Raw genomic sequence first — 16075 nt, 5'->3', positions numbered from 1 at the left:
CTTCCAGCTACACGTTCAGTTGATTCAACGTGAGGACCGCGACGTGACTGCGCAGAGAAATCCGCGCGGTGACGTCGCGGTCCTTGTTCCTGCTGCGGGCCTCGGCCTGCGACTCGGACCGGGTGCACCCAAGGCACTGCGAGAGCTCGCGGGCGAGTCGTTGCTCGTGCACGCGCTTCGACGCCTCGGTGCCGCCGACTCGGTCGGTCTCATCGTCGTCGCGGCGCCGCCGGGTGGTGAGGCCTCGGTCGCGGCGCTGCTCGCCCAGTCGTTCGACGTGCCGGGCGGTGGTCTCGCCGCGCACGTCCAGGCGGTTCCCCCGCACTGGGTCGTCGGTGGCGAGAGCACTGCTCCAGCCATCATCGTCGTGGGCGGCGGTGTCAGTCGGCAGGAGTCCGTCGCCAACGCGCTCGCCGTCGTGCCGGCCGAATTCGAGATCATCCTGGTGCACGACGCCGCTCGGGCGCTGACGCCGCCCGCGCTCGTCGACGCCGTCGCCGCGGCGGTCCGCGGTGGCCACGATGCGGTCATCCCGGTGCTGCCGGTCGTCGACACGATCAAGCGGGTCACCCCCGGCGAGGCCGTGGTGGCGACGGTCGACCGCGCCGAGCTGCGCGCCGTCCAGACGCCGCAGGGTTTCCGCCGCTCGGTGCTGGTCAAGGCTCATCAGGACGCCACCGACCAGCACACCGACGACGCGGGGATGGTCGAGCGGATGGGCCTGCCGGTCCAGTGTGTGCCGGGCTCCGAGCTGGCCCTTAAGATCACCAGACCGATCGACATGATCATCGCTGAAGCGCTGTTGGGGGAGGCCCAGTGAACGTCCGGGTGGGTGTCGGCACGGATGTGCACGCCTTCGAACCGGGCCGCGAGTGCTGGGTGGCGGGCCTGCTCTGGCCGGGCATCGACGGGCTCGCCGGCCACTCGGACGCCGATGTCGCGGCCCACGCCGCCTGCGACGCGCTCTACTCCGCCGCCGGACTGGGTGACCTGGGCGCCAATATCGGCACCGACCGACCGGAGTGGGCCGGTGCCTCCGGTGTCACCCTGCTCACGGAGGCGGCCCGTCGGGTGCGGGCGGCCGGCTTCGAGATCGGCAACGTCTCGATCCAGGTCATCGGCGTTGCTCCCAAGATCGGGAAGCGGCGCGACGAGGCGCAGGCGGTGCTCTCGGCCGCGGTGGGGGCACCGGTCACGGTCTCCGGGACCACCACTGACGGGCTCGGGCTGACCGGCCGGGGCGAGGGTCTCGCCGCGATCGCGGTCACGCTGCTACAGGGACCAGCCGCCTGAGCGTCCGGACCGTTTCGTGCGGGGCGACGAGCAGCGGGCGCGGCGTGGCCCTGCTGGAAGAAAACGAGGGCGCGTGCGTTAATGCCGTGCATGACCACCGAACTGCCGGAGCTCGCCAAGCGCCTGCTCGACTCCAACGTCTACGCCACGCTCGCCACCGTTAACCCCGACGGATCGCCGCAGAGCAGCGTGATCTGGGTCAAGCGCGACGGCGACGATGTCGTCTTCTCGACGATCCTCGGCCGCCGCAAGACGCTCAACATGCAGCGCCGCCCGCAGGTGTCGCTCATGCTGCTGGACCCGGCGAACCCGCTGCTCTACGCCGAGATTCGCGGGGAGGCCTCGCTGACGCAGGAGGGCGGTCCGGAGCTCATCAACGAGATGTCCCGCCGCTACACGGGCAGGGACTGGGACGACAACCCGGCCAACGTACGCGTCGTCTGCCGCATCACCCCGACCAAGGTGATCGTCCACTGACCTCGGGCGCGCTCAGCCGGTGGCCGTGTCCAGTCCCGCAGCCGGCGGGCGGGTCGCCCAGGTCCAGGCGTAGCCCTCGTCCTCGCTGCTCAGGCCCGGTTCGCAGAGGTCCAGCGGCCGGAAGGTGTCGACCATGACGGCGAGCTCGTCGAAGTAGTCCACGCCGATCGACCGCTCGGCCGCACCCGGCTGCGGGCCGTGGGTGAAGCCGGACGGGTGCAGCGAGATGCTGCCCTGGCCGATCCCGGAACCCTTGCGCGCCTCATAGCTGCCACCGGTGTAGAAGAGCATCTCGTCGGAGTCGACGTTGTGGTGGTTGTAGGGCACCGGGATCGACAGCGGGTGATAGTCCACTTTGCGCGGAACGAACGAGCAGATGACGAAGTTGGGTCCCTCGAAGGTCTGGTGCACGGGCGGCGGCTGGTGCACGCGGCCGGTGATCGGCTCGAACTCGTGGATCGAGAACGCCCACGGGTAGAGGCAGCCGTCCCAGCCCACGACATCGAACGGGTGCCGCTGATAGACCAGCTCGGTCCAGCCGCGCCGGTTGCGCACGAGCACGGGGGTCTCGCCGCCGTCGACGAGCAGCGGCTCCGAGGGTCCGCGCAGGTCGCGCTCGCAGTAGGGAGCGTGCTCCAGGAGCTGGCCGCGCACGCTGAGGTAGCGCTTGGGCGGCCCGATGTGCCCGGATGCCTCGATCACCAGGACGCGGGTCTCCTCGCTCGGCACCACGCGGTAGATCACCGAGGTCGGGATGATCACGTAGTCCCCGGCGGTCACCGCCAGCGCTCCGAAGCTGGACTCGATCGTCGCCGAGCCGGACTCGAGGTAGAGGCACTCGTCACCGGTCGCGTTGCGGTAGAGGCGCGTCGGCTCGCTGAGCACGGCATAGGAGATCCGCACGTCGTCGTTGGCGAGCAGCGCGGCGCGCCCCAGCAGGTCGGTGGTTCCGCTCAACTTGTGGGTACGCAGGTGGCGGGGCTTGAGCGGGAGATTCGGCGTGCGGACGATCTCGGGTGGCTCGACATGCCGGGCGTCGACGATCGCCGTCGGGGCGAACCGGTGGTAGAGCAGCGACGAGTCGGAGGAGAAGCCCTCCTGACCCATCAGCTCCTCGGCGTAGAGCGAGCCGTCGGGCTGCCGAAACTGCGTGTGCCGCTTCGGAGGAACCTCGCCCACCCTGCGGTAGTACGGCATCACGTCCTCCTTAGAGATCTTTGCCCGCTTTGCGAGCAATCTTGTCCGATTATCGGACGCACTTGTCCGCTCCGCATAGAATCCACTAATCTCACTGATCATGTCAACGTCGCGCGCGCGTTCGCCGATCCCGCCGCTCTACACGCGGCTGCTCGACGATGCCGCCGTCTTCCCGCCGGGCAACGCGGCGCTGGCAGAGGCGCTCGTCGCACATCAAGTTCATCGACAGGCGTGGTATTCGGACCTGGTCGGCGCGCTGCTCGTACCCGCCACGTGGCGCGGGGAGCTGCGGAGCGCGACGCCCCTCGCGGTCGGGCTCATCGCGGACGCCGGGCTCGACGTCCTCGCGGCCGCGCTCGAGGCGCCGGCCGAGAACGTGAGCTATGTCCAGGTCGAGGCCGCGGTCGCCAAGCGCGGCGAGGACCCCGGTCCGGGCCTCCGCCGACTCCTCACCCTCCTCGAGGGGTACGAGCACCCGGTCTACGCCGAGATCCCGCTGACGTGGGGTCTGCTCGGCGCGCTGGACGAGCTCGCCGCGGCCAGGGCGAGCGGGCGGCCCGTCGCCGCCAAGTTCCGCACCGGCGGCCTCGCCTCGGAGCTCTTCCCCACGCCGATGGAGCTCGCCGCGGTCGTCTGCGCCTGCCGCGATCGAGGGCTGCCGTTCAAGCTCACCGCGGGGCTGCACAACGCGATGCGGCACACCGATCCGGAGACGGGCTTCACCCATCACGGCTTCCTCAACGTGCTCGCCGCGACCTGCGCTGCCGCCGAGGGCGCCGAGGTCGTCGATGTCGCCGCGCTGCTCGGCACCACCCAGCCGCTGACCCTGCTGGAGGCGGCCCGGCGCAATCGCGATGCGGCGCGCCCGCTCTGGGTGGGCTTCGGCACCTGCAGCGTTCCCGAACCACTGCACGACCTGGTCGGACTCGGCCTCGTTCACGATCCCAAGGATGCTCAACAGTGATCGATCACCTGCCCTACGGCGTTTTCCGCACCCCCGGCCGGGAACCGCGCTGCGCCGCCCGCTTCGGCGATCACCTGATCGACCTGTACGCGGCGGAGTCCGCCGGAGCGGTGGAGGCAGGGGGGACACTGCGGGCGCGCTCGCTCAACGACCTGATGTCCGCCGGTCCGGATGTCTGGTCGTCCGTGCGACGGCAACTTCTCAACCGACCGCCGCTGGACCATCTCGTGCCGCTGTCCGAGGTGGAGCTGCTGCTGCCGTTCGAGGTGGCGGACTACGTGGACTTCTACTCCTCGGAGCACCACGCCGGCAACGTCGGGCAGATCTTCCGCCCTGGTCAGCCGCCCCTGCTGCCCAACTGGAAGCAGCTGCCGATCGGCTATCACGGCCGGGCCGGCACGGTCGTGGTCTCCGGGACGCCCGTGGTCCGCCCGGGCGGACTGCTCGGTGCCGGGGTGGTCGGGCCGTCCCAGAGGTTGGACATCGAGGCCGAGATCGGATTCGTCGTCGGCATCGACTCCACGCTCGGACGCCCGGTGCCGATCGAGGAGTTCCACCGGGCCGTCTTCGGTGTCGTGGTGGTGAACGACTGGTCGGCCCGAGACATTCAGGCATTCGAGTATCAACCCCTCGGCCCGTTTCTGGGCAAGTCCTTCGCCACGTCCGTCTCCGCCTGGGTGACTCCGCTGGAAGCGCTCGCCTCGGCCTGGACACCGGCCCCGCCGCAGGACCCGCCCGTCGTGCCGCACCTGAACGACGATCCGCACCACGGCCTCGACCTGCGGTTGACCGTCACCTGGAACGGCGTGGAGGTGAGTCACCCACCCTTCGCCTCCATGTACTGGACGCCCGCGCAGCAGCTTGCGCACATGACGAGTAACGGTGCGACGCTCCGAACGGGTGACCTCTTCGCCTCCGGCACGGTCTCGGGTCCGCAGCGTGGTGAGGTGGGCTCCTTCCTGGAGCTGACCTGGGGCGGGACGGAACCGGTGGAGCTCGGGGCGGAGTCTCGGACGTTCCTGCTCGACGGCGACACGGTGGTCATCTCGGCGACCGCACCGGGTGCCGACGGCGGCACCATCCGGCTCGGCGAGGTTTCAGGAACCGTTCTACCAGCGGTTATTTAGCGTTTACGATGGTGTGACGGCGGTCGCGCGACCCCGATTTGCATCTCGATCCGCGTACCCCGTAATGTTCTGCATGCCCGCAGGGAACGGACAAAGCGCCACAGACAACACGTCGAGGCGCGAGGCCGGATGCGGGTGCCGACACCGGGCGGTGTGGCGCAAATACGGGTTGAAAACTTTCAACTCGCACTTGCGGCCACGAAGCCGACCAGGTAAGGTAGTCAAGCCGGTAACGAGCCGGGCTAGCGCTTAAAGCGCAGGCCGGGTTACCGAGTGAGACATTCGAACGACAGCCAATTTCTTCAGTTACCCGTAACGCAAATTGCGGGAAATCGTTGAGCTGGTCGAGAACGGGTTGACAAACACGAGCTCGAACTACTAGGCTGGATGAGTTGCCCCGAGCGAGATCCCACAATGTGGGATGGAGCCGGTGTGTGTTTGTTTTTTGAGAACTCAACAGGGTGTTTGGTTTATGCCAGTGCCATTTATTGGTGGCCGACCTCGTCTGGTCACCGGATGGCAGTTAGTGCGTGACCGCATTGCTTACCGGCGTGCGGGCGCACAAGATTGCCAGTATCAAATATTCTTTTTGGAGAGTTTGATCCTGGCTCAGGACGAACGCTGGCGGCGTGCTTAACACATGCAAGTCGAACGGAAAGGCCCTTCGGGGTACTCGAGTGGCGAACGGGTGAGTAACACGTGAGTAACCTGCCCCCTTCTTTGGGATAACCGCCGGAAACGGTGGCTAATACCGAATATACACCTCTGGTCGCATGGTTGGTGGTGGAAAGTTTTTCGGTGGGGGATGGGCTCGCGGCCTATCAGCTTGTTGGTGGGGTGATGGCCTACCAAGGCTTTGACGGGTAGCCGGCCTGAGAGGGCGACCGGCCACACTGGGACTGAGACACGGCCCAGACTCCTACGGGAGGCAGCAGTGGGGAATATTGCACAATGGGCGGAAGCCTGATGCAGCGACGCCGCGTGAGGGATGACGGCCTTCGGGTTGTAAACCTCTTTCAGCAGGGACGAAGCGAGAGTGACGGTACCTGCAGAAGAAGCGCCGGCCAACTACGTGCCAGCAGCCGCGGTAAGACGTAGGGCGCGAGCGTTGTCCGGATTTATTGGGCGTAAAGAGCTCGTAGGCGGCTCGTTGCGTCCATCGTGAAAACTCAGGGCTTAACTCTGAGCTTGCGGTGGATACGGGCGGGCTAGAGTTCGGTAGGGGAGTCTGGAATTCCTGGTGTAGCGGTGAAATGCGCAGATATCAGGAGGAACACCGATGGCGAAGGCAGGACTCTGGGCCGATACTGACGCTGAGGAGCGAAAGCGTGGGGAGCAAACAGGATTAGATACCCTGGTAGTCCACGCTGTAAACGTTGGGAACTAGGTGTGGGGTGCCTCTCCGGTGTCCTGTGCCGCAGCTAACGCATTAAGTTCCCCGCCTGGGGAGTACGGCCGCAAGGCTAAAACTCAAAGGAATTGACGGGGGCCCGCACAAGCGGCGGAGCATGCGGATTAATTCGATGCAACGCGAAGAACCTTACCTGGGTTTGACATGCACTCAAAAGCCGCAGAGATGTGGTGTCCTTCGGGGGGGTGCACAGGTGGTGCATGGCTGTCGTCAGCTCGTGTCGTGAGATGTTGGGTTAAGTCCCGCAACGAGCGCAACCCTCGTTCCATGTTGCCAGCACGTTATGGTGGGGACTCATGGGAGACTGCCGGGGTCAACTCGGAGGAAGGTGGGGATGACGTCAAGTCATCATGCCCCTTATGTCCAGGGCTTCACGCATGCTACAATGGCCGGTACAATGGGTTGCGATACCGTGAGGTGGAGCGAATCCCAAAAAGCCGGTCTCAGTTCGGATCGGGGTCTGCAACTCGACCCCGTGAAGTCGGAGTCGCTAGTAATCGCAGATCAGCATTGCTGCGGTGAATACGTTCCCGGGCCTTGTACACACCGCCCGTCACGTCACGAAAGTCGGCAACACCCGAAGCCCATGGCCTAACCCCGCAAGGGGAGGGAGTGGTCGAAGGTGGGGCTGGCGATTGGGACGAAGTCGTAACAAGGTAGCCGTACCGGAAGGTGCGGCTGGATCACCTCCTTTCTAAGGAGCACCTCGACCCGAAAGGGTCGCAGGACCCGGGCTGCCTCGAATGCAGGCAGCGGGGCTCATTTGGCGGAGACACTGGCGAAAGTGACTGCCGGCAACGGCCTTGATGCTCGAGTAGGGTCGCGATTCCCTTGTGGACGCGGCATGGAAAAAGCGCTTGGTGCGGCTGGCGGATCGCGTATCAAACACCCTGTTGGGTCCTGAAGAAACAAGCACTGCCTGCGGGTGGGGTTTGGGTTTTCAGTTCCGATCATGATCTCGGTCAACATACCGGGGAGCTTGCTCCTGCTGGTGTCGACTGGGTGGGGTTGTGGTTGGTTGTTTGTTGAGATGTGGATAGTGGACGCGAGCATCGAGAACACGCCCGCACGTATGTGGTGGGTGTGGTTTTCTGTAGTTTCGTGATGATCGTTTTGGTTAAGTTGTTAAGGGCAAACGGTGGATGCCTTGGCACCAGGAGCCGATGAAGGACGTGGGAGGCCGCGATAGGCCTGGGGGAGCTGTCAACCGAGCTGTGATCCCAGGGTGTCCGAATGGGGGAACCCACCCGGAGTCATGTCCGGGTACCTGCACCTGAATTCATAGGGTGTATGGGGGGAACGCCGGGAAGTGAAACATCTCAGTACCGGCAGGAAGAGAAAACAATAGTGATTCCGTGAGTAGTGGCGAGCGAAAGCGGATGTAGCCTAAACCGGTGGCGTGTGATACCTGTCAGGGGTTGCGTCGCCGGGGTTGTGGGATTTCCATTGATTGTGCTGACACATGGTCGAGGAGTAAGAAAATCTAGGGTTAGCTGAATGGTCTGGGAAGGCCAGCCGTAGACGGTGAGAGCCCGGTAGGCGAAAATTCTAGGTCTCCTTTTGGTTGTTCCCGAGTAGCAGCGGACCCCTGTAATCTGCTGTGAATCTGCCAGGACCACCTGGTAAGGCTGAATACTCCCTGGTGACCGATAGTGCACGAGTACCGTGAGGGAAAGGTGAAAAGTACCCCGGGAGGGGAGTGAAATAGTACCTGAAACCGTTTGCCTACAATCCGTCGGAGCTGAGGACTTGTTCCGAGGTGACGGCGTGCCTTTTGAAGAATGAGCCTGCGAGTTAGTGGTGTGTGGCGAGGTTAACCCGTGTGGGGGAGCCGTAGCGAAAGCGAGTCCGAATAGGGCGTTTGAGTCGCATGCTCTAGACCCGAAGCGGAGTGATCTAGCCATGGGCAGGTTGAAGCGAAGGTAAGACTTCGTGGAGGACCGAACCCACCAATGTTGAAAAATTGGGGGATGACCTGTGGTTAGGGGTGAAAGGCCAATCAAACTCCGTGATAGCTGGTTCTCCCCGAAATGCATTTAGGTGCAGCGTCACGTGTTTCTTGCCGGAGGTAGAGCTACTGGATGGCCTAGGGGGCCCAAAAGCTTACCGAAGTCAGCTAAACTCCGAATGCCGGTAAGTGAGAGCGTGGCAGTGAGACTGCGGGGGATAAGCTTCGTAGTCGAGAGGGAAACAGCCCAGATCACCGGCTAAGGCCCCTAAGCGTGTGCTAAGTGGTAAAGGATGTGGGATTGCGCAGACAACCAGGAGGTTGGCTTAGAAGCAGCCACCCTTGAAAGAGTGCGTAATAGCTCACTGGTCAAGTGGTTCCGCGCCGACAATGTAGCGGGGCTCAAGCACACCGCCGAAGCCGTGGCATTCATACGTTAGCCCAGCCCGGACTCCTGAGGGACCCGGGTTCAGGTGTGTGGATGGGTAGGGGAGCGTCGTACGGCCGGGGAAGCGGCGGGGTGACCCAGCCGTGGAGGCCGTACGAGTGAGAATGCAGGCATGAGTAGCGAAAGCAGGGTGAGAAACCCTGCCGCCGGATGACCAAGGGTTCCAGGGCCAGGCTAATCCGCCCTGGGTGAGTCGGGACCTAAGGCGAGGCCGAGAGGCGTAGTCGATGGACAACGGGTTGATATTCCCGTACCCGCGAAGCAGCGCCCACGCCGAACTTCACTGTACTAACCTGTGACAATGGTTGATGCCTTCGGGTGGATGCCGGCGTTGCTGGGATCTTGGTGGGTAGTAGGTGAGCGATGGGGTGACGCAGGAAGGTAGCCATTCCCGGCCGGTGGTTGTGCCGGGGCAAGCGTGTAGCCCGTCCCATAGGCAAATCCGTGGGGCATGAAGGGTGAGGCGTGATGCGGAGCCGTATCAGGTGAAGATGGTGATCCTATGCTGCCGAGAAAAGCCTCTAGCGAGCTGTGAGCGGCCCGTACCCCAAACCGACACAGGTGGTCAGGTAGAGAATACCGAGGCGATCGGGCGAACTGTGGTTAAGGAACTCGGCAAATTGCCCCCGTAACTTCGGGAGAAGGGGGACCATTTCTGGTGACGGCACTTGCTGCCTGAGCTGGGGGTGGTCGCAGAGAGCAGGGGGAAGCGACTGTTTACTAAAAACACAGGTCCATGCGAAGTCGTAAGACGCTGTATATGGACTGACGCCTGCCCGGTGCTGGAACGTTAAGGGGACCTGTCAGCCCGTAAGGGTGAAGCGGAGAACTTAAGCGCCAGTAAACGGCGGTGGTAACTATAACCATCCTAAGGTAGCGAAATTCCTTGTCGGGTAAGTTCCGACCTGCACGAATGGCGTAACGACTTCCCCACTGTCTCAACCACAGGCCCGGCGAAATTGCAGTACGAGTAAAGATGCTCGTTACGCGCGGCAGGACGGAAAGACCCCGGGACCTTTACTATAGCTTGACATTGGTATTCGGATGAGATTGTGTAGGATAGGTGGGAGCCGGTGAAGCTGTGACGCCAGTCATGGTGGAGGCAATCTTGAAATACCACTCTGTCTGATTTGGGTATCTAACCTCGGACCGTGATCCGGTTCAGGGACAGTGTCTGGTGGGTAGTTTAACTGGGGCGGTTGCCTCCTAAAAGGTAACGGAGGCGCCCAAAGGTTCCCTCAGCCTGGTTGGCAATCAGGTGTTGAGTGCAAGTGCACAAGGGAGCTTGACTGTGAGACTGACGGGTCGAGCAGGGACGAAAGTCGGGACTAGTGATCCGGCACTGGCTTGTGGAAGCGGTGTCGCTCAACGGATAAAAGGTACCCCGGGGATAACAGGCTGATCTTCCCCAAGAGTCCATATCGACGGGATGGTTTGGCACCTCGATGTCGGCTCGTCGCATCCTGGGGCTGTAGCAGGTCCCAAGGGTTGGGCTGTTCGCCCATTAAAGCGGTACGCGAGCTGGGTTTAGAACGTCGTGAGACAGTTCGGTCCCTATCCGCCGTGCGCGTAGGAAACTTGAGAAGGGCTGTCCCTAGTACGAGAGGACCGGGACGGACGAACCTCTGGTGTGCCAGTTGTCCCGCCAGGGGCACGGCTGGTTAGCTACGTTCGGAAGGGATAACCGCTGAAAGCATCTAAGCGGGAAGCTCGCTTCGAGATGAGGTCTCCCACCGGGAAACCGGGTAAGGCCCCCAGCTAGACCACTGGGTTGATAGGCCAGAAATGTAAGCCCGGTAACGGGTTCAGTTGACTGGTACTAATAGGCCGAGGACTTAACCAACACGGTCATCAACGTGACCACAGAACACACACTCGATCACAGAACCGCGCAAGCGGAACACATTCTGACGCGTCCACTAACCACATCACAGCCAACAACCACCCCGACCAGCAGCCGGCAACGGCAGCAGCCGAACGGGACGGGTTGAAATGGTTGATAGTGTTACGGCGGTCATGGCGGAGGGGAAACGCCCGGCAACATTCCGAACCCGGAAGCTAAGCCCTCCAGCGCCGATGGTACTGCACCGGGGACGGTGTGGGAGAGTAGGACACCGCCGGACAAAACTCACATGTAGGGCCCGACCACCAGGTCGGGCCCTACATGCATTCCCCCACAACAAATAGGACCAACTCTTCAAGAGTTGGTCCTATTTTTTTGGTTGCCTAAGAGACGTCCTCTATGGAATCGCGGATCTCCTGAAAGGCGACCACCGCGGTGGAGAGGTCGATCTTGTCGAAGACTCCGACGAGGTAGCCGCCGTTGTCGGCGTACGCGCAGAAGACCGCCGGCACCACGATCGCCTTGCCCTCCTTGCCGGTGGCGCAGAGCAGGAACGGGCTGCGCTTGCCGTCACGGGATTCGATGCTCTCGGTGAAGGTCATCGTGGCGCGCCAGCCGTCGAACCCCTCGTTCACCCGCTCAGCCGGACTGCCGACGAAACCGGGCCGGGCGGCGAGGTGCACGAGGAACGCGGTGTCGCCGCGGCTCAGGCGGTACATCCCGCTCACCGTCGGCTTGTCGTCCTCAGCGGCGGCAGCTGCCCAGGTGGCGACATAGCGCTCCAGATCGGGGCTCTGTGAGAGCTCCACCCGCTCGTACCCGGCGAAGGTGTCGTTCATCGTGAAGGTGGCCGGCCTGAAGTAGGTCTTCTGGGCGACGTATGCGCCGACCCCGCCCATGGCGAGGACTGCCACGGCAAGGCCGCCGGCGACGTATCGGCCGGTGTGACGCGGCCCGGGTGCCCGGTGGGCGGGAGGGTTCGGATAGGACACCGGGTGAGGATAGGACCTCGGGACCGACTGCGGCGTCCCAGGTTCAACTCACGGCGAGCAGAACCGGACGGTTGGTGTAATAGAACTTGTCGCCGCCCTCGGCACTCGACGCACCGGGGATGTGCCGTTCGACCGCGACATAGCGCCCCACCGCGTAGACCGGGCCGATGACATAGGGTGCGTCACCGTCCTGCTTGAGGAGCACGGAGGATCGGGAGAGCTCGGCGCCGTCGGTGGTGTCGAGCGCGATCAGCGTGCGGTCCTCGGTGAGCAGGAGGATCCGGCCCGGCACCGTGGCGATGACGCTCGCGGGCGATGAGAGCCCCTTGGGGCGCCACGACCACAGTTCCTTACCGTCGGCGGGGTCGCGGGCCGTGAAGGTCGCGTCGAAGGCCACAGGGCGCCCGTCGGCGGTCATCGCGAGCCAGCTCGTCGTCGGTGCGAGAGCCGGGGCCGAGGTGCCCTCGGCGCCGGTGAAGACGGTGGCGCTGCTCTGGTCGAGGCGCAGACCGCCGCACTCGGACCGGAAGACCCGGCAGGCGAGGCCGGTGACCTTGCTCGCCGGTGCCGCAGCGCGCTTGACGGCGCCGGAGCCGAGGTCCACCTGGACCAGCTCGTGGGTGCACGGATCCAGCGTGATGTAGGCGCCGGCCGAGGTCAGGTTGCCGCCGTCGCAGCTGAACCGCTGGGACCAGAGCAGCGCGCCGTCGCTGGCGGAGTAGGCCCGGGTCTCGGCGGCACCGACCACGACGATCACCGGCCGGCCGTCGGTGGTGACTCCGGTGAGGAGGCTGATCTGCTGCCAGACCAGGGCCGAACCGGTCCGCCCGGGGTCGACGGAGGGCGGGGTGATCCCCGTCTCCGACTGCCAGGAGACCTTGCCGGTGCGGCCGTCGAGGCCGACCAGGCGCCCGTCGGACCAGAGGCTGGCGACGAGCGGATCCGTCGACGCGGGCGCGGCGACGGCTGCGACCCGCTCCGGCCAGCGGCGATAGGACCAGAAGGCGTTCGTCTCCCAGCGGTAGTCGGCAGACGTGTCGGACCACACCCGGCGGTCCGTGGCGTAGACGCGCAACCGCCCGTCGAGGATCAGCGGGCTGCTGACGAGGGCGCCCTTGGGCCCCGCGAGGGGGTCCGGCGACCTGCTCGGGTAATCCGTGACCGCGCTCGTGACCACCTCGGCGGGGGCGAGCACCCGCCAGGCGATGACACCGGTCGCGGCCAGGGCGACGACGCTCCCAGCCGCGATCAGCGCTCTGCGCCGCCGACTCACCGCGCCATCTCCCGGGTATCGAGATGTGCGATCACACCAGCGCCTTCTCGGCTGCGGCGAGGAAGGCGTCGTTCTCCTCGGGGGTGCCGATGGTGACCCGGACGCCGTCGCCCTGGAACGGCCGCACGATCACGCCGTTGGCCTCGCAGACTCCGGCGAACTCGGCCGAGCCGGCGCCCAGCGGCAGCCAGACGAAGTTGGCCTGGCTCGCCGGGATGCCGGGCAGCAGCTCGTCGAGGGCCGCCTGCACCCGGGTGCGCTCGGCGATGACGAGATCGCAGCGGCGCCGCATCTCGTCCTCGGCGTCGAGAGCCGCGATCGCGGCAGCCTGGGCGGCGAGGTTGCTGGAGAAGGGTGTGGTCACCTTGCCGATCGTGGCGACGACGTCGGGCTGGGCCACCAGGTAGCCGATGCGGAGGCCTGCGAGGCCCCATGCCTTGGAGAACGTACGCAGGACCACCACGTTGGGGCGGTCGGCGTAGGCGGCGACGCCGTCGGGGATGTCGGGATCGGTGACGAACTCCCGGTATGCCTCGTCGAGCACCACCAGCACGTCGGGTCCCACGGTGTCGAGGAACTCGTCGAGCTCGGCGCGGCGGTTCGCCGTACCGGTCGGGTTGTTGGGGTTGCAGACGATGACCAGCTTCGTGCGTGACGTGACCGCGGCCGCCATCGCGGCGAGGTCGTGCCCGTGCTCTGCGGTGTTGGGTACGCGGATGCTGGTGGCCCCGGTGCCCGCGGCGATGATCGGGTAGGCCTCGAAGGACCGCCACGAGTAGACGATCTCGTCGCCGGGCAGGCAGCTGGCGCGGGTCACGTGCTCGGCGAGCGCCACGGAACCGCAACCCGTCGCCACCCGGTTCACCGCGACGCCGAGCCGGTCGGCGAGCCGCTCACGCAGCGCCACGACGCCCATGTCGGGGTAGCGGAAGGAGTTGGCGGCGGCTTCGGTGGCGGCCTCGACCACGCCCGGCAGCGGGCCGTAGGGGACCTCGTTGCTGGCGAGCTTGATGGCGCCGGGGATGGACCGTCCCGGCACGTAGGTGGGGAGCGCGTCCAGGTCGGCTCGGGTCAAACTCATGGCTGCAGCTCTTCCTTCTTCGAATCGGGCACTCTCGGCGGGTCGTTGACGACGTACGTCTGTGCGCTGCGGTCGTGCAGCGCCTGGTGCAGGTAGCGGTCGGTCGCGATGAAGATGACGTCGAGGACCGGGATGACGAAGGCGAAGGGACCGCAGCAGGAGAAGAGCAGGAACGAGGTCCCCATCGGGTTCCAGCGCCGGAACGCCCGGCCCATGGTGAGCTGGCCCTCGCCCTCGATCGGGATGACCTGGATGCGCATGATCCGCTTGCCGAGCGTCCGGCCGGTGTTGGCGGTCGAGGGCACCTCGTAGGCGAACCATGCCAGCGTCGTGACCAGCAGCATCGCGTAGAGCAGCCAGACCATCCGATCGGGCTGCTCGACCTCCCAGGGGGATCGGCCGGCCTCGGCCTCGGCCGTCATGGTGTTGAACCACGGCAGTGCCTCGCGCCACCACAGCACCACGAACCAGGCGTTGAGCGCGACCGTGATGACCGTCAGGATCGCCACGTCGAGAAGGCGCGCCGCGATGCGGCGGCCCGGCGTCGCGAGCGACCTGCCGAACGGTGTCACCCGGCCCGGCGGTGGGAACGGCCAATCGGCGGGCCAGTTGACGGGCCGCTTCACCGATCCCGGCGGCCCGATGTGCGAATACGGCGCCTGTGCCTGCGGGCCCTGGTAGGCAGCAGGCACAGGCGGCGCGACGACAACCGGGGGCTCCGGCTCGGCCGGGGTCTCCACCCGCCATCCCTCGCCGTCCCAGTAGCGGGTGACGGATGGTTCGGCGGGGTCGGGGTACCAGCCTGGCGGGACACTTCCGGACGACTGAGCGGTCACGACGACAGATTACAGATTGCCGCGAAGCTCCTGCTCGCGCTCGATCGCCTCGAAGAGCGCCTTGAAGTTGCCCTTGCCGAAGCCGAGCGAGCCGTGCCGCTCGATCATCTCGAAGAACACGGTCGGCCGGTCCTGCACGGGCTTGGTGAAGATCTGCAGGAGATAGCCGTCCTCGTCGCGGTCGACGAGGATCTTCCGGGCCTTGAGCTCCTCGATCGGAGCACGCACCTCGCCGATGCGGGCGCGCAGCTCGGGGTCGTCGTAGTACGAGTCAGGCGTGGCGAGGAACTCCACTCCGGCTTCGCGCATGGCGTCCACGGTCGCGATGATGTCGTTGGTGGCGAGCGCGATGTGCTGCACGCCGGGGCCGCCGTAGAACTCCAGGTACTCGTCGATCTGCGACTTCTTCTTCGCGATCGCGGGCTCGTTGAGGGGGAACTTCACCTTGCGGCTGCCGTTGGCGACGACCTTGGACATCAGGGCGGAGTAGTCCGTCGCGATGTCGTCGCCGATGAACTCGGCCATGTTGGTGAAGCCCATCACGTTTTTGTAGAAGTCGACCCACTCGTCCATCTTGCCGAGCTCGACGTTGCCGACGATGTGGTCGATCGCCTGGAAATGGCGCTTCGCGGCCGGCGGCACGATCGGCTCGCGGTCGACGAAGCCGGGCAGGAAGGGTCCGGCGTAGGACGACCGGTCGATCAGCGTGTGCACGGTGTCGCCGTATGTCGCGATCGCGGCCATCCTGACCGTGCCGAACTCGTCCTTCAGGTCGTGCGGCTCCATCGTGCCGGTCGCGCCGTGCTCCACGGCGTATCGGTAGGCCTCGTCGACGTCGGGCACCTCTAGCGCGATCTCGGAGACGCCGTCGCCGTGCTTGGCGAGCCGGGTGATCTCCGCGGCGTCGGGGCGCACGGCTCCGCGCAGCACGAATCGTGCCCCGCCGGAGACGAGGACGTATTCGGAGTAGTCGCGGCGGAACTCCGGCGCGACGCCGTAGACCTCGTTGGCGGCCTGCTCCGGTCCCCGGTAGGCGACACAGGTCATGCCGAACGCGGTCGAGTAGTAGTGAGCAGCCTGTTTGGCATTGCCCACGACGAAGGTCACGTGGTCGATGCCCTTCACCGGAAATGGATCGGTCGTCATGTCCGTAGCGTGCGACAGGTTCGTGAGCTGGGCAACACG

The 16075-nt window shown here is 65.2% G+C and carries 11 protein-coding genes and 3 rRNA genes; 8 read left to right on the top strand and 6 right to left on the bottom strand.

The features are described 5' to 3' along the window. Positions 1–43 precede the first annotated feature (43 nt). From ispD to F4553_RS20370, 3 genes are all read left to right on the top strand, one after another. The gene (ispD, locus tag F4553_RS20380) at positions 44–820 is read left to right on the top strand and encodes a 2-C-methyl-D-erythritol 4-phosphate cytidylyltransferase (protein WP_184838315.1); all 777 of its coding nucleotides are present in this window, start codon (positions 44–46) and stop codon (positions 818–820) included. Continuing rightward, entirely contained in the window at positions 817–1293 is a 477-nt protein-coding gene (gene ispF / locus F4553_RS20375; protein WP_184838313.1) for a 2-C-methyl-D-erythritol 2,4-cyclodiphosphate synthase, read from the top strand. The genes ispD and ispF overlap by 4 nt, the downstream gene beginning before the upstream one ends. A gap of 90 nt (positions 1294–1383) precedes the next feature. Beyond that, complete coding sequence (locus tag F4553_RS20370; protein ID WP_184838312.1) at positions 1384–1770, top strand: PPOX class F420-dependent oxidoreductase; 387 nt, start codon at positions 1384–1386, stop codon at positions 1768–1770. 12 nt (positions 1771–1782) lie between these two features. Here F4553_RS20370 and F4553_RS20365 read toward each other — a convergent pair whose 3' ends face one another. After that, on the bottom strand, positions 1783–2967 hold the full coding sequence (locus F4553_RS20365) for a homogentisate 1,2-dioxygenase (protein WP_184838310.1): 1185 nt from the start codon (positions 2965–2967) through the stop codon (positions 1783–1785). Between the two features lie 100 nt (positions 2968–3067). Here F4553_RS20365 and F4553_RS20360 point away from each other — a divergent pair, with 100 nt between their 5' ends. The 5 genes from F4553_RS20360 to rrf all read left to right on the top strand — a co-directional run bounded on the left by F4553_RS20360 (position 3068) and on the right by rrf (position 10988). After that, entirely contained in the window at positions 3068–3931 is an 864-nt protein-coding gene (locus tag F4553_RS20360; RefSeq protein ID WP_184838308.1) for a hypothetical protein, read from the top strand. Continuing rightward, the gene (locus F4553_RS20355; protein WP_312875392.1) at positions 3931–5058 is read left to right on the top strand and encodes a fumarylacetoacetate hydrolase family protein; all 1128 of its coding nucleotides are present in this window, start codon (positions 3931–3933) and stop codon (positions 5056–5058) included. Before F4553_RS20360 ends, F4553_RS20355 begins: the two co-directional genes overlap by 1 nt. A gap of 586 nt (positions 5059–5644) precedes the next feature. Further along, a 16S ribosomal RNA gene (locus tag F4553_RS20350) occupies positions 5645–7163 on the top strand. A gap of 421 nt (positions 7164–7584) precedes the next feature. Beyond that, positions 7585–10708 (top strand): 23S ribosomal RNA (locus F4553_RS20345). Between the two features lie 163 nt (positions 10709–10871). Further along, positions 10872–10988, top strand: a 5S ribosomal RNA gene (rrf, locus tag F4553_RS20340). Together the 16S, 23S and 5S rRNA genes form the textbook arrangement of a ribosomal RNA operon. A gap of 103 nt (positions 10989–11091) precedes the next feature. On the opposite strand, the gene F4553_RS20335 is transcribed toward rrf, so the two are convergent. The 5 genes from F4553_RS20335 to hppD are packed head-to-tail and all read right to left on the bottom strand — an operon-like array spanning position 11092 to position 16036. Continuing rightward, the gene (locus F4553_RS20335; protein WP_184838304.1) at positions 11092–11700 is read right to left on the bottom strand and encodes a hypothetical protein; all 609 of its coding nucleotides are present in this window, start codon (positions 11698–11700) and stop codon (positions 11092–11094) included. A gap of 43 nt (positions 11701–11743) precedes the next feature. Then, entirely contained in the window at positions 11744–12973 is a 1230-nt protein-coding gene (locus F4553_RS20330) for an outer membrane protein assembly factor BamB family protein (protein WP_184838302.1), read from the bottom strand. Positions 12974–13004: 31 nt separating this feature from the next. Then, positions 13005–14054 carry a histidinol-phosphate transaminase gene (gene hisC, locus F4553_RS20325; protein ID WP_184838300.1) on the bottom strand — a complete coding sequence of 350 codons (1050 nt, stop codon included), beginning with the start codon at positions 14052–14054 and terminating at the stop codon, positions 13005–13007. Beyond that, positions 14051–14890: an RDD family protein gene (locus F4553_RS41890; protein WP_184838298.1), complete on the bottom strand. Its 840-nt coding sequence runs from the start codon at positions 14888–14890 to the stop codon at positions 14051–14053. The genes hisC and F4553_RS41890 overlap by 4 nt, the downstream gene beginning before the upstream one ends. A 9-nt stretch (positions 14891–14899) precedes the next feature. Next, entirely contained in the window at positions 14900–16036 is a 1137-nt protein-coding gene (gene hppD / locus F4553_RS20315) for a 4-hydroxyphenylpyruvate dioxygenase (protein WP_184838296.1), read from the bottom strand. Positions 16037–16075 lie beyond the last annotated feature (39 nt).

The sequence above is a fragment of the Allocatelliglobosispora scoriae genome (genome assembly GCF_014204945.1).
Lineage (GTDB): Bacteria > Actinomycetota > Actinomycetes > Mycobacteriales > Micromonosporaceae > Allocatelliglobosispora > Allocatelliglobosispora scoriae.
This window is presented reverse-complemented; position numbering and strand designations above follow the sequence as displayed.